Consider the following 24,455-nt stretch of genomic DNA (forward strand, 5'->3'; position numbering starts at 1 on the left):
ATGAAAGAGGAATTTATGGATTCTAAAAAATTATCAAAATTTAGTTTCTTCTCCATGACTGCCTCACTGTTCATTACTGTTTATGAATATCCAACATTTGCAGATTCGGGAAAATCGCTCATTTTCTTCCTGATTGTTTGTGGGTTACTATGGTTCTTACCAGTAGCTCTCTGTTCTGCTGAGATGGCTTCCATAGATGGTTATGATAAAGGTGGGATCTACAGCTGGGTAGGAGACAATCTAGGCGACAAATTCGGTTTTACCGCAATCTTTTTCCAATGGTTCCAGGTAACGGTTGGTTTTGTAACGATGATTTACTTTATCATTGGTACACTCTCTACTGTTTTAAATGTCCCAGAACTTAATAATAATGCACTACTCAAATTTTCTTGTGTCGTCGTCATCTTCTGGGTGATTACCTTGCTCCAATTTAGAGGGACAGGTTTAACCTCTCAACTTGCTAAGTATGGTTTCTCACTTGGGATTATTGCACCAGTATTGATTATGTTTGGTTTCTTTATCAAATATCTTCTCTCTGGTCAACCAGTTTCAACCAACTTCACAAAACCATCGTTCGTTCCTAATGGAAATTCACTTGCAGCTTTGACATCATTTGTCTTGGCTTATATGGGTGTTGAAGCCTCAGCTCCACATATTAACGACTTGGAAAATTCGAAGAAGAATTATCCATTGATTATGCTTGTGCTTGTTGTTGTCGGAATGGCTTTAAGCACGATTGGTGGAAGTATCGTTTCAGTTGTTCTTCAAGGAAAAATCAATTCAGATACAGGTGTCGTAGATGCCTTACGCGTCTTGATTTCATCTGGACATAATTCATTCCTTGTTATTCTCTTGAGTTTCTTGGTTTCATTTGGTGTTATTGCACAAGTTGCTTCATGGATTGTCAGCCCAACTGAAGGTTTGCAATATGTTGCCACAAAAGGCTTGTTGCCACAAAAATACGCAAAAAAGAATAAATTTGGTGTTCCAACCAACTTGCTTATTTTGCAAGGAATTGTCGTTACTTTTTGGGCGGCTGTCTTGACTTTTGGTTCAAGAAAATCAGGCGGGAACGTTTCATTTGAAACAGCAATCTCATTAACAGTCTTGATTTACTTGAGTGCTTATGTCTTATTCTTTATTTCTTACTTTGTTATTATTTATCGTAAGAAAGGATTGAAACGTTCGTACAATGTTCCTGGAGGATTAGCAGGAAAAACAATTGTCGCTGCTTGTGGTTTATTAATCTCAGTTGCTGCCATTGTAACAGCCTTTATTATTCCAGATAGCTTGAGTAAGTCTGCTGGGCACACATATATTATGTTATTAATTGTCAGCTTCATAGTGACATTAATTATCCCACTTGCTTTTTATAAGTTCTATGGAGAAAAGCATAAAATTGTAGAGGAATGAAACGATGAATATGACGAAACAAGAATGGAAAAATCTATTCAAAAATAAAATATTGCTTATCTCAGTTATTGCGATAACATTCATTCCAACACTTTATTCTACAATCTTTGATAAATCTGTTTGGGACCCATACGGTCGAGCAAAAGATCTGCCAGTTGCGGTAGTCAATCAAGATAAATCTGTCAAACTTTTGGGAGAAGATGTTAGTGTTGGTGCGGATGTCGTAGATAATCTGAAGAAAAATCATGACTTAGACTGGAACTTTGTTTCAGAATCTGAAGCTACAAAAGGCGTGAAAAGTAATAAGTATTATATGGTTATTACAATTCCTGAAGATTTTTCTGAAAGTGCAGCCAGTATTGTAAACAAAGATCCTAAAAAGATGAAGATTACATATACAACTAACGGCTCGCTTAACTATATTGCTGAAGAAATTTCTAAGGTTGGTGCCACAACACTTGATTCACAAATTCGGGAGCAAGTCATTGCATCTTATGTAACAGCTGTAGGTAAAGTTGCAAAACAACTTGAAGCAGGAATTGTTACAGCGGCTGATGGTTCTGCACAGTTAAGTAGTGGAACTTTCACACTTGGAAGTGGTTTGAACCAATATACAGCAGGTGTTGCTACAGCTGCTACAGGTGCAGATCAACTTAAGAGTGGCCTTGGAACATTATCTGGAAGTATTCCAGCGCTTTCATCAGGTGTTAGTCAACTTGATAAAGGTTCAAATCAAATCAGTGCAGCGCTTAATGAAGTTAACAGTAAAGTTCAACCTTTAAGTGGGAAAACAGCTGAAATTCAACAAGCCGCTACAGATCTTTCTAAGGGAAGTAGTGAACTTGCAACTGCTCTTCAAGAATTTGAAGGAAAATTATCGCCTGCCGAGATTAAAGATTTAGAAACTAAAATTCAAATTCTTGAAACCGAAGCAACTAAGCTTTTAACAAATACAAGTAAGTTGAACAAACTATCAGACGATGCTAGCAGTATTTCTAATGATTTAACAACGATAAGTCAAGATCTAACTGGTCTTCAAACGGATTTGGCAGATAGACAAACTCAAATTGACGCTAAGATTGATGAGGTAGTTGAAAGAATTGTTACGGACCAAACTATGCAACAGAAGCTTAAGGATGAGCTTAAATCTGAAATTAAATCTGTTGAAGGTCAGTCCAATACAAAAGTAGATGATATTAAATCTAAAATTGAAATTGCAAGTACTAATACAGCTGAATTTGCTAAAAATGCTAAAGAGCTAGCTGATACAACAAACGGTTTGGCAGCTTCTGCTAATTCAGTTAAATTAGCTATTGCGGATACTAAGTCGGGAATTAGTGACATCAGACGTTTGATTGAAAATTCTCCAGGTCTTCAAAATTCTAAATCATTAGTTGAAAAATTGAATGGGGTTAGTTCAAAACTTTCAGAACTTAGCACTCAACTCCCAACCGTTTTCACTTCTGTAAATACTTTGGCGACAGGAAGCACTCAACTTTCAAACGGTCTGGATAGTTTACAAGGTCAAATTCCTACACTCGCTTCTGGTGTTACACAACTTAACAGTGGTGCTGGACAACTTGATAGCGGAATGCAAGAACTTGTAAGTAAGAATACAGAGCTTAATTCAGGTGTGAAAGCACTTGAAGATGGCGCTCAAGAACTTGCTAAAGGTCTTGAATCTGGTGCAGCTGATACTAAAATGTTCAGTTTGACGAAGAAAACAGTTGATCAAGTTTCTGCGCCAACTAATCTTGTTGAAGATAACTATAGTAATGTTTCAAACTATGGTGAAGCGCTCGCTCCATATATCATGTCATTGGCACTCTTTGTTGGTTGTATGTTGTTTAACTTCGTATATCCTATTCGTAAAGTTTCTCTTGAAGGTCAGTCTAGCATTAGCTGGTTTGCATCTAAAGCCATTCTTGGTATTGTAGTTGCATCTGCAATGGCAATCATTGAAGTCTTGTTCATGTTGATGTTCGGTCTTCCAGTAGATAATATGTTTATGTTCGTGTTGACAGCTCTTGCTACAGCTTGGTGTTATATGGGAATAACCATGTTCTTGGCAATGACATTCGACAACCCTGGACGTTTCGTTGCGATGATCTTACTTGTCCTTCAATTAGGTGGTGCCGGTGGTACCTTCCCAGTACAATTACAAGCAAACTTCTATCAAAACATTCACCCATATCTGCCAATGTCTTACTCAGTTTATTCATTCAGAAATGCGATTTCAGGTGGTATCGATCCACAACTTGTTAAGAACAGTATCCTTATCCTACTCATCCTATTTGTTCTCTTTGAACTCTTACTCATGATTGGAATGAACGTTCTTAAGAAAAAACATTTGGAAAATGTTTCAAAATTGAATGACAATCAAAAATTAATGGAGTTAGAAAGCTAATTTCAAATTAACAAAAAGCCAAAGTTACTTTGGCTTTTTTTGTATTTTCTATTGATATAAAAAAAAGAAATCAAATTTGATTTCTTTCTTTTTATGTTACTTCAATTTTTTCTTTTTCTTGAAGGCTACGAGGAGTGCTCCTAAAGCTGCAAAAGCTGAACCAATTAAGAATGGAGAAGTAGAATCTTGCGTCCCAGTAGAAGGAAGATTGCTATCTGAAGAAACATTTACATTTTGAGTATTGTTCGTATGGTTAGAGTTTGAACCATTCGTTGTTGATGAATTGTTGTCTTTATCTTTATCATCAGTTGTTGTATCTTTTACTTTCCAAACTGCATAGAGTGTGACGTTTTCACCAGCAGAAAGATTTTTGACTTCAGCTTTATCTTTGTAAACGACAGAACCATTCGCAGACGTTGCCCAACCTTGGAATGTGTAACCATCTTTGGTGAAGCTATTAGTCGTTAATGCTTTTTCTTGATCGTAAGTCAAGGTAAGATTGTCCATCGAACCTTTACCGCCATTAGCATCAAATTGAACATCATAACTATTAGCAGCCCAAACTGCGTAAAGTGTTACGTCACCAGTCTTGGCTAAGTTAGTAACTTCAGCCTTGTCTTTGTAAACAACGGCACCAGTCGCAGATGTTGCCCAACCTTGGAAAGTATATCCATCTTTAGTCATCGTGTTGGCAGTCAACGCTTTAGATTGATCGTAAGTCATGGCCATAGGATCCATTGTTCCTTTACCACCATTATTATCAAACTTCACATCATAACTATTAGCAGCCCAAACTGCGTAAAGTGTTACGTCACCAGTCTTGGCTAGGTTAGTAACTTCAGCCTTGTCTTTGTAAACAACGGCACCAGTCGCAGATGTTGCCCAACCTTGGAAAGTATATCCATCTTTAGTCATCGTGTTGGCAGTCAACGCTTTAGATTGATCGTAAGTCATGGCCATAGGATCCATTGTTCCTTTACCACCATTATTATCAAACTTCACATTGTAACTGTTAGCAGCCCAAACTGCGTAAAGTGTTACGTCACCAGTCTTGGCTAGGTTAGTAACTTCAGCCTTGTCTTTGTAAACAACGGCACCAGTCGCAGATGTTGCCCAACCTTGGAAAGTGTACCCCTCTTTGGTCATCGTGTTTGCAGTCAACGCTTTAGATTGATCGTAAGTCATGGCCATAGGATCCATTGTTCCTTTACCACCGCTATTATCAAAATTGATGTTATAACTGTTTGCTTTCCAAATTGCGTAGTAAGTTTTAGAAGATGCAAAATCAATCTGTGTCGTATTATCAATGGTATTTCCTGAGCCATCTGATTTAGAGTTCCACTCTACAAATGAGTAACCTTCTCTTACAGGATTAGTAATATCTTCTAAATCAATGTTTTTTCCAAAACTAAATGACATTTCTTGATAGGTTGGATTTTCTCCATAGTTTGTACTAAATTTAACCTTAATATCAGCAGGTGTCCAGACTGCGTTATAGTAGATTTGATTTGAAGAATTATTATCAAAATTAATCGTATCCCCTGGATTTTTGATATCATCACTGTTAGTACTATTTACCCAGTGACTGAATTCATAACCTACTAATGTTGGTATATCTTGAGGGATTGTTATAGTCGCTTTTGAATCCAAATCAAGGTATGCTGATTGATCATCAGGCATATTTGTAACATTTTCTTTTCCTTCAATTACGAAATCCGGAGTATTTCCGTTGAACATGATTCCAACAGCCATAGTTGAGAATGTTACACTATCACTAACTGCGGTAAGAGCAGATGTACTTCCAACTTCCTTAGCTGAATAAAGAAATTGATTAATTGCTTTTTGATTACCTTCTGCAGGTACTTTGAACTGCATAATGCCTTCAAGTTCTTTTCCAGGTAGTATATTTTGATTTCCATAGTCAATATAGACTGCCGTAATACCATCTTCAGGTTTTACTGTGGAGAAGCCATAATTACTAAGAGTATTGGAGTTCCATGATTGTAAGTCAAGTCCATCATACTCTGGGAGTTCTGAAACTGGTTTAGTGGTATAATATACGGTTGCAGAAGAACTGGTATCTTTAAGACCCGTGAACTCAATAGCACCCGTAGACCCTCTTCCATCTGTTTCACTTGGCAATATATCATATATACGGATATTATTGAAGGTAGTATTACCTTTATTTGATACAGATGCTTTCATTTCAGGAGTTGCTCCGTGGTCTACTGCGAATAAATTGATGTTGGTCCAAGGGCTACTATCACTACTACGGCTTTGAGTATTACCCGAAAGATTAGTAGATCTAGCAACAGTTAAATCAGTTAGTCCACTATTAAAACCTGTATAAGAACTCTTAACATTATTGTCATACCCGAGACTATTTGCTATAGAATCTGTTAGATTATTAGTGCTTTTAGATATCTGGACAAATGGTTTATTTGAACTACTGATTGACATGTATGGGACTTTATAGGTTCCTGCTACAGTGCCTTCTTTTACCCTTAAATTTACTGGAATTTCAAAAGATGGGACAGAGACGTTTCTTGCGGCCTTCTTGCCTTCTGCAGTAAATCTATAGTAGTTATATTCATTATCTGAAGATACGAGAGATACTGAAACAGAATCATCTTCGGTTTCTCCTCCCACTTTATCAATATACCTAAGATTTCCTTCATCAATTATCTCCAAAGAATTAGGTATAGCAACAGTAATCTCAGGAGAATCCCAAGTAGTTGTAGCATTCACTTCATTATACCCCATAATACTATAGTTAACTAATTCACCAGGAGTTTTAGTAGATGAGTTTGAACTCACAAATGTGGCTTTAGCGTCTATTGGATTTGGAGCATAATAATACGTTGCTGTTTTCCCAACAGTTTCAATGTTATCTTCTCCCTCATCATAACTAATCTTAGAACCAAGATTGACTTTTATAACTTCATCCTGAGGAATTGACGTTCCATCTGGCCAATTTAATTCAGACCAATTTTTAACTTTGTATGTAAAATAGAAACCATTACCTGGACTTAATTGTCCTTCACTTTCACCATCGGTTCCCATTGGCTGAACTGTGAAGCTATCCACATACTCTCCTTTTTCCAAGGTAGGTTTAGTTGCAAAGAAAGACCCTCTACTTTTTTCTGAATATGCTATTCTAGATTCACCAGTAATTGAATTTGTTACTACGTATTTTACTCTATAATAATCTCTTTCTACAGAAGAATTTTCTACTAAACCAAAAATATTAATATTAGCAAAATCTGCTTTTTGGCTAGAAGTATCAGTTTGGAAAATTGTTTCACCGATGCCGGTTTCTAAATTTGTACCAGCATTCTTAAATCCAGTCAGATTAGCAAATGAATTTGAGTAATTAAACACATAAGAATTTACACGCTGTTGTGAGTCAGGAGTACTAGAATCTATTGTGAGTAGCATTCCAGAAATACCACTTTGATCTCCATGCAGTGTTGTTCCAGGGATTCCTAAAGAACTTTCGGACTTCTCGGTTTTGGTAAAAGTTTTGCTATCAGTTTTTTCCTTCATCTCACCATTGATTTTTGTATATATCATACCAATAGTAACTTTAACCTCGTCGTCTATATCAAGATCTGAAGGGAGTATTAGATTATCAGAAATCATTAATGCATTATAATGGATGTCTCCAGAATATTCCCAAGTTGTAAATGTGTTACTATCATCTGTCAAATCAATATAATATCTAGCAAATCCAACAGGAATTGTGGAATCATTGGTAGAGGTAACTTTCTCACTATCTTTAAATCTCTTTATTCCTGAAACATCGGCATTCTCAGGGACTTGAAGATAAATCTTATTTTCCTTTGTTTCATCTAAATAACTAAATCTTCTATTGTTGTTATAGAAGTAAAATGTTAATGGGATTTGATTTCCAGTAAATTCTAAATTTTGAGTTGTAATGTATGGACTCATACCATCAACCGCTGTAGTAGTGACTTGTTTTGGAGAAGTTGAGTAAACCACATTTCCATTGTTATCTGTTACTCTCGCTATAATATTATCCCAAATAACTTGTGATGCTGGGATCTTACCATTATATGAATCATTGAATTTGAACTTTAGTAACACGGTCTCTGTTTTGATCGTAGTTGTCTTTAATTTTAAAATAATTTTACGGTTTACTTTATCATTAGTAATGCTTTCAACATTAGAATCTTCAGCTAATGTAACAGTCTCATCAATGTATTCAAAAATTGGGGATGTCATTTCGAAATTTTGAAATACTCCCTCACCATTAGGTGTGAAACCATCATATGGAATTTCAATAAAAGCTCCCTCTAAACCGGCTAATTGAGAAGATATATTAACGGTTAGGGTTAAGGCATCTGGAATAGTTGTACCTAATTTTTCGTCATTATAAGTTTGGAAGCTAGATACAGTATCTATGGAAACGTTTATTTTATTGTAGTCAGATGTTGAAGTTGTGTTTACGTGTACCTCATTTGTTTCTTCTATTTGTGAAGCGGGCTCACCAATAGTTGTAGAGTTACCTTCGGCAGAAAATTCGTTGTCTTTATCGGAAGTTTTTACCGTGTCTTCGGTAGTTGAAATACTACTCTGCTCAACCACTTGTGTAACAGGAGGGCCATCTGCATTGTTATTCGAAGCTTGTGTTAAATCACTGGCGTGAGCAACAACAGGAAGCACTTGACTTGAGAGAATGATGCTAAGGCAACAAGGGTTGTTCTTTTTTTCATAGAATACCATCCTTTTGATATTTTTTTGTAAATTAATTGTAACAAATAAAACATAAAGTAATCTTAAAGAATATAATTGTTATGTTTTGATTGATCAATATTTCACATTAATCAATGACATTGTAATTCATTTAAAATCAAAAGTCAAAATAATTGTTGTTTTTGTTAAAAAAACTAAATATTTCATATATAATATATAATTTTTGACTTGTTGACGACAAATAAAAAAGAACTGCCATTGAGAATAGCAGTTCTTTTTTATATTATATTTTATCAATTAACCTTTATCTGCACCAGCGGTAATTCCGTTGACGTAGAATTTTTGCATGATAACGAAGAGAATTGTGATTGGTATAGCAATAAGTACACAACCTGCTACGAACTGAGTGAAGTAAATAACTGCATTACCTGTTTGAGCTTGTGTTACCATGTTGTACAAGCCATAAGGAACAGTCATGTTATTTGCACCTTGTCCCCCTAAGATAATGCTTGAGAAGATGTAGTCAATCCAAGGTGAAATGAAAGCCATAAGGGCAGTGTAAACGATAATTGGACGTGAGAGCGGAATGGTGATGCGCGTGAAAATCTGCCATTTATTAGCACCATCAATCATTGCTGCTTCATCGATTGATGCTGGAATAGTATCGAAGAACCCTTTCGCAATGTAAAATGCTAATGCAGCACCAGAAACATAGATTAAAGTTAATCCGACGAAGTTAGTCAATCCCATCGCTTTAAGCACATAGTACAAGGCAATCATGGTCATGAAACCAGGGAACATGTTGAGGACTAGAAAAACTTGCAAAAATGGTTTTCTCATTTTAAAGCGTAAGCGGCTTAATGCGTATGACATTGCGATTGTGATGAATGTACTGAGTACACAGGAGACAATTGAAATAATTAACGTATTAATGAACCATTGAACGAATGGAAATTGAGGGTTATTTAAAATGTTGATGTAATTATCAAATGTAAATTGAGATGGCCAGAAGTAAGAAACGAACCCAACGTTATTAACGGATAAACTTACTAAAACAATCCAAATGATTGGGGCTATCCAGACGACAGCTAAAATAGTAAGTAAGATATAACGTAGGATAAGAGAGACTAGCCTTTGCGTTTTATAAGATTTCATATTTTTCTACCCCTCTTTAAATGCGTTTGTCTTACGGTAAGCAATCAGAGAAAATGCTGCAGAAATAATGAAGGTCATGATTCCGACAACTGCTGCTAAATTATAGTTCTTTAATTGTCCCATCGTAAGGTTATAGAGCCATGTTACTAATAAATCAGTCGAGCCAGCCATGAAGTAGTTCGAATTGGCTGGTGCTCCACCTGTCAACAAATAGATAACGTTGAAATTGTTGATATTTCCGATAAATTGTTGAATTAGAGCAGGTGACATAACAAATAAAATTTGTGGGAATGTAATCGAGCGGAATACTTGGAGTGCATTTGCACCATCGATTTTAGCGGCCTCAATCTGGTCTTGTGGCAGATTTTGGATGATGGCAGTTGCTACTAGCATTGAGACAGGAATACCAATCCACATATTAACAACGATTACTGTGACACGTGCCCAAGTTGGATCTGTTAAAAATGGGAAAAATGTCTTTGTCCATCCAATATTTTGGAAAAATGTATTCAGCGGTCCAGATTTATCTAAGAATTGATGCATCATCAATAATGAAACAAATTGCGGAACGGCGAAAACGGTAACGAAAACCGTTCTCCAGAAAGCTTTGAACTTAATCCCCTTTGATTCAATCAGCATTGCAAGAAGAACACCAAAGAAGAAGGTAGTTGCTGTTGCAGCAACGGCCCATACGAGTGTCCATGCAAGAACAGGGAAGAATGTTCCAGAAGCTTGACCTGTTAGAATATTTCCGAAGTTTGTTAATCCTACCCAAGAGAAACCAAATGCTGGCCATTGATGGCTATTGTCATAGTTTGTAAAGGCAAGAGAAACCATGTACAAAATAGGTAAAATAGTGAAAAGAAGAACTCCAGCCAATGGAATAAACATTAAAGTGGTATGGAATCTTTCATTTAATAAACTTGCTAAATCTTCCATTGTAGTAGGAATATGCTTGTCTTCTTTATTTAAAACATAAAGATGTCTAACAGATTTTAGGTTGACATAATAAAGGTAAGCAACAACGACGACAACGATCAAGGCTAAAATTCCGAAGAGAAGGATAAGCATTGAATTATCTGCGGCAGTTCGCTCGTAAACGCCTTGTGAGGCATCAAAATGTAAGCCACCTTTTTTGACTTCGCCAAGGCTTCCTAATAAGTAAATAGTATTGATTCCGTTAATAACAAGCCAGGATACGAAAACAATTTCTGTTAAAAGAAAAATAATACCTTTTAGCCATTGTTTATTTTTTAATTGTGCAAGCCCCATGAAAAAGAAAGATAGTTTTGTAAAGATATCCCCTTCTTTCCACACTTCTCTGAAGGTAACTTTAGGCTTTGGTGTGAATTTATGTGTCATAATTTCCTTCTTTCAAAATATAAAACAAGTGGTTGAACGAAATGACCAACCACTTGTTTGAATTAGAATTAGTTAGCACTCTTTGCAATATTAGTATTGAATGCTGCGAGTTTTGTAGCATATTCTGAAGGAGTAATTGTACCGTTGTAAGCTCCGACAATCAATGGGCCAGACAGGTTCCACATGTTTGCCATTTCAGGAAGTCCTGGCATCAAAGTAGAGAAGTTGGCTTGTTTGATAACTGTTTGAGCGAGATCAGAATTTGTAATTGAAGAATCTTTTTGCGCATCTTTGTTTACAGGAATTTGACCTTGTTTATTCCAAACAGTCAACTGTGTATCTTTGCTTGTCATCCATTCAGCAAGTGCAGCAGCTGCTTGTTGAGATTTACTTTGTGAGTTAACCGCAAATGATTCGATACCTACAAATGACTGCATTTGTTTTGTACCATCACCGAAGTCAGCAGTTGGATAAGTTGCTACAGCGTAGTTAGAACCAAGTGCTTTTTGGATTGCTTCTGAATCCCAAGGGCCGTCAAGGTAAGCATCTGCTTTACCAGATTGGAGGTCAGAGATAGCAGCAGTAGAGGCATCAAGAACACCTTTATTGTTCTTTTGAGCTGCAATCCATTTCATGACATTCTTGCCCGCATCTGTATTAAATGTAGAACCGTTTAAATCTAATCCATCAGAACCAAAGAGTTTGACACCATTTGAGATAAACATTGGAACCATTGTGTATTGTGCACCGTTGTTAGTATCAGTGATAGTTGTTGCAACGGTACCTTTGCTTGTCAATGTTGACCAGTCTTTGATGTCATCGGCAGTCAATTTAGATTTATTATAGTACATAATCTTTGCTTGAACAGCAAATGGGTAACCGTAAAGGTTCTTGTTTCCAGAACTGTCTTTTGCAGTTACACCTTGAACCGCAATATCAACGTCTTGTGATTTTACAAGATCTGCTTGAGTAGGAGAGAGTGGATTAATCCAACCGTTTGTAGCCATTTGTCCTAATTGGTCATTAGGAAGTTCAAATACATCGGCTGCTTTAGATGGGTCTTTACCAACGTCTGTTTTGGCATTTGATGATCCAGTAGGTGATTGAGTGAGTGTTACTTTAACGTTAGGATATTCCTTTTCGAAAGCAGCAACAACTGGTTTGTACATTGGAACTTGTGTTGTATCAACCCAAAGTGTAATGTCCCCTTTGATGTCTTTAGGACTTGTTGAACTTGAAGAGGTTGAAGTTGATTTGCTTGAACTAGAACTTGAAGAACTTCCACAAGCAGCAAGTGTTGCGATTGCGAGAACTGATGCTCCGCCGAGTGCAACTTTTTTCCATGATTTCATTTTGTTTCCTCCTAATGAAAACGGTTTTAATTTTTACACTTTTTATTTTACGCAAACGCGTGCGTTTTGTCAAGCGAATTTGTATTACAATTTGGTTACGTTTACAAAAGGCTATTTTATCGTATTTTATAGATTTTAAGATAGGATTATGTAATAGATATGTAGCTTAAATTCGAATTCTGTCGCAACCGTTTGCGTTTTTTTGTCGCTTATGTTAAAATCTCTATTAGCCATACTTCTGTGCTATATTAATTTAATCGTTAAGGAGATTATTAACAATGAACAAGGCAGCTATCTATCATCGTCCAGAATCGGAATTTGCATATCTATATACTAAAGAACTCATGCATGTTCGTCTAAGAACAGAAAAAAATGATATTGAGAGCGCTAGATTATTTTATGGTGATCCATATAACTGGAATGAAAATGGGACTTGGGAGAGTCAATCCATCGAAATGAAACTTTCTGTTTCTACTATTGACTGTGATTTTTTTGAAACTGAAGTAACTGTGCCAACGAAACGGATGGATTATCTTTTCGTTGTGACAGGAAAAGATGGAGAAAAAGTCGTTTATTGCGACCTCGGTGTTTTTCCATATAAAGAAGAATTAGTAACAACAAAATACGGTGCCTTCCGTTTGCCTTATTTCCATGAGGTTGACCGATTTAAAGCACCTGCTTGGGTAAAAGATACCGTTTGGTATCAAATTTTCCCAGAGCGTTTTGCCAATGGCGATGCCTCTTTGAATCGCGAAGGTGTTAAAACATGGGACCCAACAGAAAGTCCAGAAAGACAAGACTTTTATGGTGGAGATTTGCAAGGCGTTTTGGATCATTTAGATCATTTGACGGACCTGGGTGTTAACGGGATTTATTTTACTCCAGTCTTTAAAGCATTTTCTAATCATAAATATGATACTGAAGATTACTTCGAAATTGACCCTGAGTTTGGGGATAAGGAACTCTTTAAAAAGCTTGTTGATGCTGCACATGAACGTGGCATTAAAGTAATGCTGGATGCTGTTTTTAATCATATTGGTGACATGTCAGACCAATGGCAAGATGTGCTTAAAAATCAACAGCAGTCTAAATATGCCAATTGGTTCCATGTCAATGAATGGCCAGCAAAATACACACCGAATGCTGATTTCGAGTGGGCTGGAGATGCTACTTACGATACATTTGCCTTTACACCTCACATGCCGAAGTTAAATACTTCGGATAAAGATGTACAAGATTATCTCTTGAAAATTGCAGCATACTGGATTGAAGAATTTGATATTGATGCTTGGCGCTTAGATGTTGCTGACGAAGTTGACCATGCCTTTTGGAAGAAGTTTAGAAGTGTGTGTGACAATGCGAAAGATGATTTTTATATCTTAGGCGAGATTTGGCACTCAGCACAACCATGGCTTGTTGGCGCTGAATTTTCAGCAGTTATGAATTATGCTTACACTGACGCTATTATTGATGGTTTGGTTAAGAAAAAAATTAACTTGGATCAGATGGCATCAAATATTTCAAATCAGTTGATGCTCTATCGCAAACAAACCAATCAGGTCATGTTCAATGTATTGGATTCACATGATACGGCGCGTATCTTGACTGTAGCACATGAGAAAAAAAATCTGATGAAACTGGTTGAAGGATTTACATACATGCAACCTGGCGTGCCTTGTATTTATTACGGGGATGAATATGCCATGACCGGAAAAAATGATCCTGATTGTCGTAAATGCATGCCTTGGGATGAGGAACATCAAGACGAAAACATGTTCCAATTTTTCAAAGCATTGGTTGCTTTCCGTCGTGAGTATGCAGATGTGTTGTCTGAAAGTTCTTTAGAATGGAAGATTGTCGATGATGAAAATGGTATCGTTAAGTTTGAAAGAGGACCGCTCAAAGCCATCTTTAATATTGGCGAACGTCCTGCTTATTTTGTAGCGGATGATGTGGTGCTTTCGAACTTAGTTGACGGTAAAAATGTGTTACACAATGGTTTTGTTATTTATAAATAAGAAAAAAATTGGAGGAAGTCATGAAGTTACAATGGTGGCAAAAAACAGTCGTTTATCAGATTTATCCACGTTCGTTTATGGATGAAAATGGCGATGGTGTTGGAGATTTGAAAGGGATTATTTCAAAACTTGATTACTTATCTGAACTTGGAATTGGTGCGATTTGGCTGAGTCCTGTTTATAAAAGTCCGATGGATGATAATGGCTATGATATTTCTGATTATCGCTCAATTGCCTCGATATTTGGTTCAATGGATGACATGGATTTGCTCTTGAAAGAGGCTAATCAACGTGGCATTAAAATCATCATGGACTTGGTGGTTAACCACACTTCTGATGAACATGAATGGTTCGTTGAAGCACGTCAGTCTAAAGATAATGCCTATCGTGATTATTATATTTGGCGTGATGAACCGAATGGTTTAGAATCAATTTTCTCTGGCTCAGCATGGCAACTTGATGAAGCAACTGGGCAATATTATTTGCATTTGTTTAGCAAACGTCAACCTGACTTAAATTGGGAAAATCCGAAAGTTCATCAAGAAGTTTATAACATGATGAATTACTGGATTGACAAAGGCATTGGCGGTTTTAGAATGGATGTGATTGATTTGATTGGTAAAGAAATTGATCAAGAAATCACAGGGAATGGCCCTAAATTGCATGACTATCTTCAAGAGATGAATCATGCGACTTTTGGTGGCAAGGACCTATTGACCGTTGGCGAAACTTGGGGAGCAACGCCTGAAATTGCGGCGCTTTATTCCGCTCCTGAACGAGACGAGTTGTCTATGGTCTTTCAGTTTGAACATATCACTTCAAGTTATCCTGAAAATGGGGATAAATGGAAATCGGAAGGCTTATCTGTTCCGAAATTAAAGGATGTATTTGCCAAATGGCAAGGCCTTAAAAATGGTTGGAATTCTTTGTTCTGGAATAATCATGATTTACCACGTATTGTTTCAAACTGGGGAAATGACACGACTTATCGTGTGGAATCAGCCAAAGCATTTGCAATTTTGTTGCATTTGATGAAAGGGACACCTTATATTTATCAGGGGGAAGAAATTGGCATGACCAATTATCCTTTTCAAACTGCTGCGGAATTGAACGACGTAGAGTCTTTGAATATGCGCCGTGAACGCTTGGCAAAAGGCGAAGATGATGAGGAAATCATGCAATCCATCCGCAAAGTAGGACGTGATAATGCACGAACACCAATGCAATGGAATGCGTCAGAACAGGCTGGGTTTACGACAGGGACGCCGTGGCTTGCGGTCAATCCAAATGCGGCATATATCAATGTTGAAGCAGCATTGGCAGATGAAGCGTCAATTTTTTACACTTATAAAAAATTGATTTCATTGCGCAAGACAAATGACTGGGTAGTTTCTGGTGATTTTGAATTGATCAAATCAGAAGACGAAGTATTCGCATATTTGCGTAAATATGAAGGGAAGAAATATCTGATTGTTGCGAATTTGTCTAATCAGAAGAATCAATTTACATCTGGATTTGTATGCAAGAAGCTGCTCATTCAAAATGGAACGCGAACATTTGAATCATTACATCTGGACTTGGAACCTTGGGAAGCATTTGCGTTAGAGGTTGAATAAATGAGTATTAAAGCAATATTATTGGTCCTTTTATTGATGTATAATCTGGTGAGTTTCATTTTTTACGCCGTCGATAAATCAAAAGCTAAGCGTCATTTGTGGCGTATTCCTGAAAAAGTGTTGCTCTTTTTAGCAATCGTTGGTGGTGGATTTGGCGCCTTTTTGGGTGGTCAAATCTGTCATCATAAAACAAGAAAATGGTACTTTTGGCTGGCTTGGCTGGTCGGATTGGTGATTGATTTTGTTTTAATTTTTTGGATATTGAAAATGTAGGAGAAAGTGAATTGGAGGAAAAATGAGAGAATACGAACGGATGATTTCTGGTCAGTTGTACCGGGCTTCAAAAATTGAACCTGAATTTTCTTCAGAAAAAGGGCGCGCATTGGCGGATAAAATCAATAAATTGCCCCGATTTGAAGAAGAGAAGATTGTAAAAATGGAACGTGAATTGCTGGGGAAAGCGGGAGAAAATGTTTTTATCAATCCGCCACTCTATGTCGATTACGGATTTAATATTGAAGTTGGCGAGAATTTTTATGCAAATCTGGATTGCATTTTCTTGGATGTTGCCAAAATTATCATTGGAGATGATGTCATGGTTGGCCCACGGGTGAATTTTATCACAGCGTCACACCCTTTGGATAGTCGTGTGAGAAGTCGTGGCCTTGAACTTGGCAAAGCAATTCGTATTGGCAATCGGGTGTGGCTTGGTGCTGGGGTGATTATCAATCCCGGTGTCAGCATTGGAGAGGATACCATTGTTGGTTCTGGTTCAGTGGTGACAAAATCACTTCCTGCCGGTGTCATTGCCGTTGGCAATCCTGCTCGTGTTTTAAGAAAATTGACAGAAGAAGATCGGATTTATTGGGAAAAACTAGAATCTGATTACGATGAAGAAAATGGAAAAGAAAAAGAATAAACGAATTATTCTAGCCGTCTTCTCATTACTAGCCTTGTCAGCTCTGACAGCTTGCAATGTGAATAAAACAACTCATGTTTCGATAGAAAAAACTCAGACTGTTAGTCCTGAGCTTTATCGAAACTTTTATGAAATTTTTACAGGCTCATTTGCGGATTCCAATCACGATGGTGAAGGGGATTTGAATGGTGTGACTGATCATCTGGATTATTTGAATACAGGAAATAAAAATTCTACGACGGATTTGAAGGTCAATGGCTTGTGGATGACTCCAATTTTTGCAAGTCCCAGTTATCATGGCTATGATGTGACCAATTATGAGGAAATCAATCCTAAAATGGGAACCATGGCGGATTTTGAACGCTTGATTAAGGAAGCTAAAAAGCGTGGCATTGCGGTTATCTTGGATTTGCCCTTTAATGACACGTCGAGTCAGCACCCTTGGTTTAAAAAAGCGTTGGCTGGTGTCAAAAAATATATGGCCTATTACAACTGGTCAGATACGGCTAAACAAGGTTATACACTTGCAAGTAACGGTAAATATTATGAGTCGGAATTTGATAAGGATATGCCTGATTTGAATTTAGCTAATCCTGATGTAAAAAAAGAATTGGCGGCCATTACAAAATTTTGGTTGGACAAAGGTGTTTCAGGTTTTCGTTTAGATGCGGTTTATTATTATTTCCAAAATGATGACGAGAAGACGACTGCCTTTACTAAATGGTTAGTTCAAACCATCAAATCACAGGATGAAAATGCCTATGTAGTTGGCGAAGTCTTTTCTTCATCAATGGATATTGCCCCGATTTATGCCTCTAAAATTGATTCCTTGTTTAATTTTCCAATGGCTTTGAACATGAATTCAAGCACACTCAATGGTGCTGTCATGTATGGCCAAGGGAACCTTTTTGAACAACAAGTGACAGATTGGGACAGTGAAATTCATAAAGATAATCCGACAGCAATTGATGCGCCTTTCTTAAGCAATCATGACACGGATCGTTCGTCTCAGTATTTTCAAACTTTGGCCAGTCAGAAAATGGCTGCCAGTGCGTATCTCTTGTTGCCTGGAAATCCCTTTATTTATTATGGTGAAGAATTAGGTATGACAGGAAATGGTATTGACCAAAATAAACGCCTGCCGATGCAATGGAATACAACAGGTCAAGATTCGCCAGCAGCACCCGTAGGAAGTACGGAAACGGTCAGCACTGACGGAGGTTCGGTTGCTACGCAAGAGAGTAATCCGCAGTCCTTGCTGAATTGGTATAAGAAAATTTTGCGATTGAAAGCTAAATATCCGCAAATTGCCTCGAGTAGAATTTCTGCTGTTGATGAAAGCAACACTGATTTGTCCGTTGTGAATTATGGCAAGGATTTGACCATTATCAATAATTTTTCATCCAATCAAACGGCAACGTTTAAAATTCCAAAGGGAACGGTCGGTAAAAAATTGGCAGATAGTTTAGTTGTTTCGGGTGCAAAAGTAAGTTTGAGCAATGACGAATTGGTCATGCCTGCTTACAGCACCGTCATCTTGAAAAAATAAATGCTGTCAGTACTGACAGAAATGAAAAAGAAGGAGTTGTCTGCTCATCAGACAAGGCACTGAAAATGAAAGATACTAAAAACTGGTTCCATAAAGCCGTTGGCTATCAGATTTATCCAAAATCATTCTATGATTCCAATGCAGATGGCATTGGAGACATTCAAGGCATGATTGAAAAATTGCAATACTTGAAAGATTTGGGAGTTGATTTTTTGTGGATTAATCCCATCTATAAGAGTCCACAGGTTGATGGTGGTTATGACATCGCCGATTATTATGCCATTGATGAGATGTTTGGGACACTTGAGGATTTTACGATTTTTATTCAAGAAGCACATCGACTTGGCTTGAAAGTGATTTCTGATTTGGTGGTCAATCATACGTCAGACCAGCATCCTTGGTTCATCGAAAGTCGTAAATCGAAAGACAATCCGTACCGGGATTATTACATGTGGGCAGATGCCACGCCTGAACAAATGCCTAATGACTGGATTTCGTTTTTTGGTGGTTCTACATGGACTTATGATGAACAAACGGAACAGGCTTATTTTCACGTTTTTGCTAAAGAACAACCTGATTTGAATTGGCGCAATCCAAAATGCCGCGAAGAAATTTACAACATGGTGCGTTGGTGGCTGGAACTAGGAATTGATGGTTTCCGTTTAGATGCCATTTCTCATATCCAAAAAGAAAATTGGGACTTCAAAATAAAATCATGGAAGGGAGACGGTCCTTGGAAACCCTTTATGAATGTGTCTGGAATTGAGACCTATATGCATGATTTGAAAGCCATTTTTGATGAGTACGGAGCATTGACGGTTGGCGAGGCTTCAGGAGTTTCATCTAAGCAAGCACCTGACTGGACTGACGAAAATGGATACGTGAATATGATTTTCGAGTTGGAACACAATGCGCGTGATGACAAGGGAAATGGTTATGTGTATGGGATGAAAAAGACCTTGATCCGTTGGCAAAAAGACATGTTAGAACGCGGTTGGAATGCACTGTACCTTGAAAATCATGACCAAGCACGCGTGATTGATGTCTTTGGTGATGGTTCACTTGAATCAGCCAAAGCATTGGCCGTGGCTTATATGTTGCTTCGTGGGACACCGTTTATCTATCAAGGGCAAGAAATTGGCATGCACAATTTCCCTTTTAGCAAGGTCAGTCAAATGCGTTCTGAGGAACTGATTCGTCAGTATCATGAACACGTTGAGGCAGGAATGTCGCATGAAGAAGCTTTCGAAAAAATGACTAAAAATTCTCGGGAGCATTCAAGAACGCCAATGCAATGGTCGGCTGAAAAAAATGCAGGCTTTTCAAGTGGAAAACCTTGGATGGATGTCAATCCTGATTATCCAGAAGTCAATGTAGCCAGTCGGACTGAATTGCTTGATTTGTACAGTCAGTTAATTGATTTGCGTCATGACGAAAAGGCAATTTCTGACGGTGGTATCAAATTCCATTATGAACGTCATTTACAGGCTTTTGTTTATGAACGGGACGAATTTTTGATTATGGTCAATTTGGGCCATAAAAAAGCGCATTTGGAAATTGCTGAAGCTGCTTCGTATGAACAAGTTTTGGGAACTTATGAAAGAAAAGCGACGTCTAAAATGACACTCCAAGCATGGGAGTATCAAGTGTTTAGAAAAAAATAAGAGAAGGAAGAAAAAGAGTGAAACAAATTACACGAATTATGGGGATTGACCCTTGGAAAATAACAGCAGATAAGATTGAAATAGAGCATCGCAGACTTCAAGAATCATTGACATCAATCGGAAATGGTTACATGGGAATGCGCGGTAATTTTTCAGAAACTTTTAGCAAGGATCATCATCAGGGGACTTATATTGCAGGGGTTTGGTATCCTGACAAGACTCGTGTAGGCTGGTGGAAAAATGGTTATCCAGAGTATTTTGGTAAAGCCATCAATGCACTAGATTTTGCAAAAATCCGCTTGTACATTGACAAAAAAGAAGTTGATTTGGCTACTGCACCGATTGCTGACTTCGAAATGGCTTTAGATATGCACAATGGGGTGCTTACTTATCGTTATATTGTTGCAGGTGTGCGTGTTACTGCGGAACGTTTTTTCTCTATCGCAACGCCAGAACTTGCCGTTTTTAAATTTACTTTTGAAAATGTAGATGGCGAATTGCACAGCGTGCGCATCGAGAGTTTTGTTGATGCAAACGTCCGCAATGAGGATTCAAATTACGATGAAAAATTCTGGGAAATTTTTGATCATGGGACACTTGAAAATGGGTCTTATTTGGTCAGCCAAACGGTTCCAAATCCATTTGGTGTTGATCAATTTACTTTGCTGGCAGGGCAAGAATTTAAAGGCGATTTTGATTTGACGGGGCAAGTTTTTGAAAATGGTGCCGTTGTTGATACTTTGGAAGAAATTTTGCCATTTAGTGAAACTTTGACGCTTGAAAAACGAGTTTTGGTCTTGACCAGCCGTGATTATGACTCCTTGTCAGCAATGACAGACGCAGCCGTTGCCTTGTCAGATTCTTTGTCAGAAGTAAGCTATCAAGAATTGTTTGATGCACAAACAGAAGCTTGGGCAGCACGTTGGGAGTTGGCAGATGTTCAAATTGACGGTTCTGACGAAGCACAACAAGGCATACGTTTTAATCTTTTCCAACTTTTCTCAACTTATTATGGTGAAGACGAACGCTTGAATATTGGTCCAAAAGGATTTACTGGTGAAAAATATGGGGGGGCTACTTATTGGGATACTGAAGCATATGCCGTTCCTTTGTATCTTGCACTCGCCGATACTTCTGTCACAAAAAATCTCTTGAAATATCGTCATAATCAGTTGCCACAGGCGCAACACAATGCGCGTCAACAGGGACTTGCTGGTGCTTTGTACCCAATGGTTACATTTACTGGGGTTGAGTGTCACAATGAATGGGAAATCACTTTTGAGGAAATTCACCGTAATGGTGCCATTGCTTATGCCATTTATAACTATACCAATTATACGGGTGACGACAAGTACATGGCGCATGAAGGTTTAGATGTCTTGGTTGAAATCGCTCGTTTCTGGGCAGATCGTGTGCATTTTAGTCAACGACGCAATCAATACATGATTCATGGTGTGACAGGACCAAATGAGTATGAAAATAACATCAATAACAACTGGTACACCAACACACTTGCCACTTGGGTATTGAAATATACTGCTGAAAATCTTACAAAATTCCCACGTCCAGATTTGAAGGTTTCAGCTGAAGAATTAGCGCATTGGGCTGATATTGTTGAAAAAATGTATTTCCCAGAAGATAAAGAATTAGGTATTTTCGTCCAACATGATGGTTATCTTGATAAAGATTTGACACCTGTTGCGGAGCTTGACCCAAGCAATCTTCCATTAAATCAAAACTGGTCTTGGGATCGTGTTTTGCGAAGTCCATATATCAAACAAGCGGATGTTCTGCAAGGGATTTATTTCTTTGGTGATCACTATAGTCTTGAGGAAAAACGTCGGAATTTCGATTTTTATGAACCATTAACTGTTCATGAAAGCTCATTGTCTCCTTCTATTCATTCGATTTTAGCGGCTGAATTGGGCATGGACGAAAAAGCGGTTGAAATGTATGAAAGAACAGCCCGTCTTGATTTGGATAATTACAACAACGATACGCAAGATGGTTTGCACATTACTTCAATGACAGGCTCATGGCTTGCTATTGTTCAAGGTTTCGCACAAATGAAAACTTGGAATGGTCAGTTGAGTTTTGCACCATTCTTGCCAAAGGCTTGGACTGGTTATGCTTTCCACATCAATTATCGTGGAAGTCTGCTTAAAATCAGTGTCAGTGATCAATTAACCATTGAATTGCTTAAAGGAAAAGCACTGGAAGTTGAAGTTTACGGCGAAAAGTTGATGTTGGCAGACCGTTATCAAACTGAAATAAAAGAATAAAGAGAATATAAATTGACTTTTTAAACTATTTTTAGCAAAATAGAAATAATGTATTTTATAAAAAAGAAAGGAGTTGCTGGATTTATTTTTCCATTAGGAAAAAGGGTTTCAAACGACATCGAAATCTAATCAAGCAGGTATAAAAATGGCAGTAACAATTAAAGATGTAGCAAAAAAAGCTGGAGTTAACGCATCGACTGTTAGTCGCGTTATTCGTGATAGCAATGAAATCAGTGATAAAACGAAAACGAAAGTGCGTAAAGCAATGGCAGATCTCGGTTATACTAGAAATGCCGCAGCACAAATCCTTGCATCTGGAAAGACCAATACGATTGGGGTTGTTTTTCCGCCTGTTGATGATAAATCAAGTCAACCCTTTTACATGAAAATATTGACCTCAATCAATGAAGCTGCCCGAAAATCCAATGTTTCAATCGCTATTGCGACTGGACACACGCAGGTTGATTTGAAAAAGCAGGTTCGCCTCTTATATTCTGAGCGGCGCGTGGATGGTTTTATCGTCTTATATGCGGGACAAACGGACAGTGTCCGTGAGTATTTACTTGGAAATAGCATTCCTTTTGTTTTGGTGGGCACGCCTTCTGAGTTGCAAAATCAAATCACGCATGTGGACAACGACAATAAATTGCTAGGACTTGAAGCCGTTCGCCACCTGATCAATTTGGGACATCGCAACATCGGTTTTGTGACAGATACAACGGCAGGAGAAGTCTTTACAGAACGTTATCAAGGGTTTTGTGAGGGGATGAATCAAGTCGGACTAACTAAAAGTTTGATTAAGTTTGATCGTAGTTTTTCAATTGCCAAAGAAACGGCACTTGTGGTCATGGATGATGTTTTGTCGCTCAAAGTTTTGGAGCGGTTGAATGGCCTTGGCTATAATGTTCCAGATGATATTTCTTTGATTACCTTTAATAATTCGATTTTTAGTACGGTGACGCACCCTTTCTTAACCACATTTGACATCAACGTTGGCCGACTTGGGGAAGCTTCAGTCGAAAAATTCATGGACATGATGAACAGCGAAACGGTCTATCATGAAAAAACAGTCATTCCATTTGAATTAATTTTACGAGAATCAACAAAAGCCAGATAAATCTGGCTTTTTTCTTTGGATGGAGCTTAAAAATGAAACAAATTTAAAATTTCAGTTTTATTTTAGGGAAAGTTAAGGCTTGAACAAGAAAAAAGCGAGATAATAGTGTAAAATAAAAGGGAAGGAACAGAGTTTCAAGTGGCATCATGAAATTCTGCAAAGTGAAGAAGGATGGAAACAATGATTAAAATTTTATTGGTGGAAGATGACCTTTCTCTGTCAAAATCCGTTTATGATTTTTTGAAATCATTTGCTGAAGTTAAGCAATGTTTCGACGGTGAAGAAGGACTGTACGAGGCTGAATTGGGGATTTATGACTTAATTTTGCTTGATTTGATGTTGCCAGAAAAAAATGGATTTGAAGTATTGAAAGAATTGCGTGAGCAAAACATTGATACGCCTGTTTTGATTATGACTGCTAAAGAATCAATCGATGATAAAATGCACGGTTTTGATATTGGAGCCGATGATTATTTGACGAAACCATTTTATCTTGACGAATTGAAAGCACGTATTCAAGCCCTCCTCAAACGGAGCGGAAAACTTGAAGATTCTGCTGGACTTTCTTATGGTGGCGTTCGTTTGGTTTTATCAAACAAATCAGCCTTTGTTGGTGAAACACCGGTTGAATTGATTGGTAAAGAATTCGATTTGGTTGTTTATCTGATGCAAAATCGCAATGTGATTTTGCCAAAGGAACAAATTTTTGACCGGATTTGGGGATATGACAGCGATACGACAGTTACGGTTGTCGAAGTCTATATGAGTAAGATTCGTAAGAAATTGAAAGACACCGAATTTACTGAAAATCTGTCAACTTTGAGAAATGTTGGTTATATTTTACGTTAAAAACAAAAGCTGTCAGCACTGACAGAAGAATTGAGG

Annotated in this window: 15 protein-coding genes; 11 read left to right on the plus strand and 4 right to left on the minus strand. The window is 37.6% G+C overall.

The features are described from left to right. The first annotated feature begins 15 nt into the window (after positions 1-15). Together GHI45_RS02700 and GHI45_RS02705 are read left to right on the plus strand one after the other, a co-directional pair. Positions 16-1,413: an amino acid permease gene (locus GHI45_RS02700; protein ID WP_147778956.1), complete on the plus strand. Its 1,398-nt coding sequence runs from the start codon at positions 16-18 to the stop codon at positions 1,411-1,413. Between the two features lie 4 nt (positions 1,414-1,417). Continuing rightward, positions 1,418-3,820 (plus strand): YhgE/Pip domain-containing protein, encoded by a 2,403-nt coding sequence (locus GHI45_RS02705; protein WP_147778957.1) that lies wholly within the window; start codon positions 1,418-1,420, stop codon positions 3,818-3,820. 96 nt (positions 3,821-3,916) lie between these two features. Here the strand turns inward: GHI45_RS02705 and GHI45_RS02710 are convergent, their stop codons facing one another. From GHI45_RS02710 to GHI45_RS02725, 4 genes are all read right to left on the minus strand, one after another. Continuing rightward, the gene (locus tag GHI45_RS02710) at positions 3,917-8,566 is read right to left on the minus strand and encodes an InlB B-repeat-containing protein (RefSeq protein WP_153497389.1); all 4,650 of its coding nucleotides are present in this window, start codon (positions 8,564-8,566) and stop codon (positions 3,917-3,919) included. A 267-nt stretch (positions 8,567-8,833) separates the two neighbouring features. Further along, positions 8,834-9,691, minus strand: coding sequence for a sugar ABC transporter permease (locus GHI45_RS02715; RefSeq protein WP_147778959.1), 858 nt, complete (start codon positions 9,689-9,691; stop codon positions 8,834-8,836). Positions 9,692-9,697: 6 nt separating this feature from the next. After that, the gene (locus tag GHI45_RS02720; protein ID WP_147778960.1) at positions 9,698-11,053 is read right to left on the minus strand and encodes a carbohydrate ABC transporter permease; all 1,356 of its coding nucleotides are present in this window, start codon (positions 11,051-11,053) and stop codon (positions 9,698-9,700) included. Positions 11,054-11,121: 68 nt separating this feature from the next. Continuing rightward, complete coding sequence (locus tag GHI45_RS02725; protein WP_147778961.1) at positions 11,122-12,405, minus strand: extracellular solute-binding protein; 1,284 nt, start codon at positions 12,403-12,405, stop codon at positions 11,122-11,124. 278 nt (positions 12,406-12,683) lie between these two features. On the opposite strand from GHI45_RS02725, the gene GHI45_RS02730 reads away from it, so the two are divergent. The 9 genes from GHI45_RS02730 to GHI45_RS02770 all read left to right on the plus strand — a co-directional run bounded on the left by GHI45_RS02730 (position 12,684) and on the right by GHI45_RS02770 (position 24,419). Continuing rightward, positions 12,684-14,423, plus strand: coding sequence for a glycoside hydrolase family 13 protein (locus GHI45_RS02730; RefSeq protein ID WP_147778962.1), 1,740 nt, complete (start codon positions 12,684-12,686; stop codon positions 14,421-14,423). Positions 14,424-14,443: 20 nt separating this feature from the next. Next, positions 14,444-16,039 carry an alpha-glucosidase gene (locus GHI45_RS02735; RefSeq protein ID WP_147778963.1) on the plus strand — a complete coding sequence of 532 codons (1,596 nt, stop codon included), beginning with the start codon at positions 14,444-14,446 and terminating at the stop codon, positions 16,037-16,039. Continuing rightward, the gene (locus GHI45_RS02740; protein ID WP_153497390.1) at positions 16,040-16,312 is read left to right on the plus strand and encodes a DUF1294 domain-containing protein; all 273 of its coding nucleotides are present in this window, start codon (positions 16,040-16,042) and stop codon (positions 16,310-16,312) included. Positions 16,313-16,334: 22 nt separating this feature from the next. Continuing rightward, positions 16,335-16,958 (plus strand): sugar O-acetyltransferase, encoded by a 624-nt coding sequence (locus GHI45_RS02745; protein WP_147778964.1) that lies wholly within the window; start codon positions 16,335-16,337, stop codon positions 16,956-16,958. Continuing rightward, positions 16,930-18,507, plus strand: coding sequence for an alpha-amylase family glycosyl hydrolase (locus GHI45_RS02750; protein ID WP_228385998.1), 1,578 nt, complete (start codon positions 16,930-16,932; stop codon positions 18,505-18,507). The genes GHI45_RS02745 and GHI45_RS02750 overlap by 29 nt, the downstream gene beginning before the upstream one ends. 65 nt (positions 18,508-18,572) lie before the next feature. Then, positions 18,573-20,171: an alpha-glucosidase gene (locus GHI45_RS02755; RefSeq protein ID WP_147778965.1), complete on the plus strand. Its 1,599-nt coding sequence runs from the start codon at positions 18,573-18,575 to the stop codon at positions 20,169-20,171. 17 nt (positions 20,172-20,188) lie between these two features. After that, the gene (locus GHI45_RS02760) at positions 20,189-22,453 is read left to right on the plus strand and encodes a glycoside hydrolase family 65 protein (RefSeq protein ID WP_147778966.1); all 2,265 of its coding nucleotides are present in this window, start codon (positions 20,189-20,191) and stop codon (positions 22,451-22,453) included. Between the two features lie 145 nt (positions 22,454-22,598). Next, the gene (locus tag GHI45_RS02765; RefSeq protein ID WP_147778967.1) at positions 22,599-23,570 is read left to right on the plus strand and encodes a LacI family DNA-binding transcriptional regulator; all 972 of its coding nucleotides are present in this window, start codon (positions 22,599-22,601) and stop codon (positions 23,568-23,570) included. A gap of 180 nt (positions 23,571-23,750) precedes the next feature. Beyond that, positions 23,751-24,419 (plus strand): response regulator transcription factor, encoded by a 669-nt coding sequence (locus GHI45_RS02770; protein ID WP_187230043.1) that lies wholly within the window; start codon positions 23,751-23,753, stop codon positions 24,417-24,419. Positions 24,420-24,455: the final 36 nt, after the last annotated feature.

The organism is Lactococcus sp. dk101 (assembly GCF_009601055.1).
GTDB lineage: Bacteria > Bacillota > Bacilli > Lactobacillales > Streptococcaceae > Lactococcus.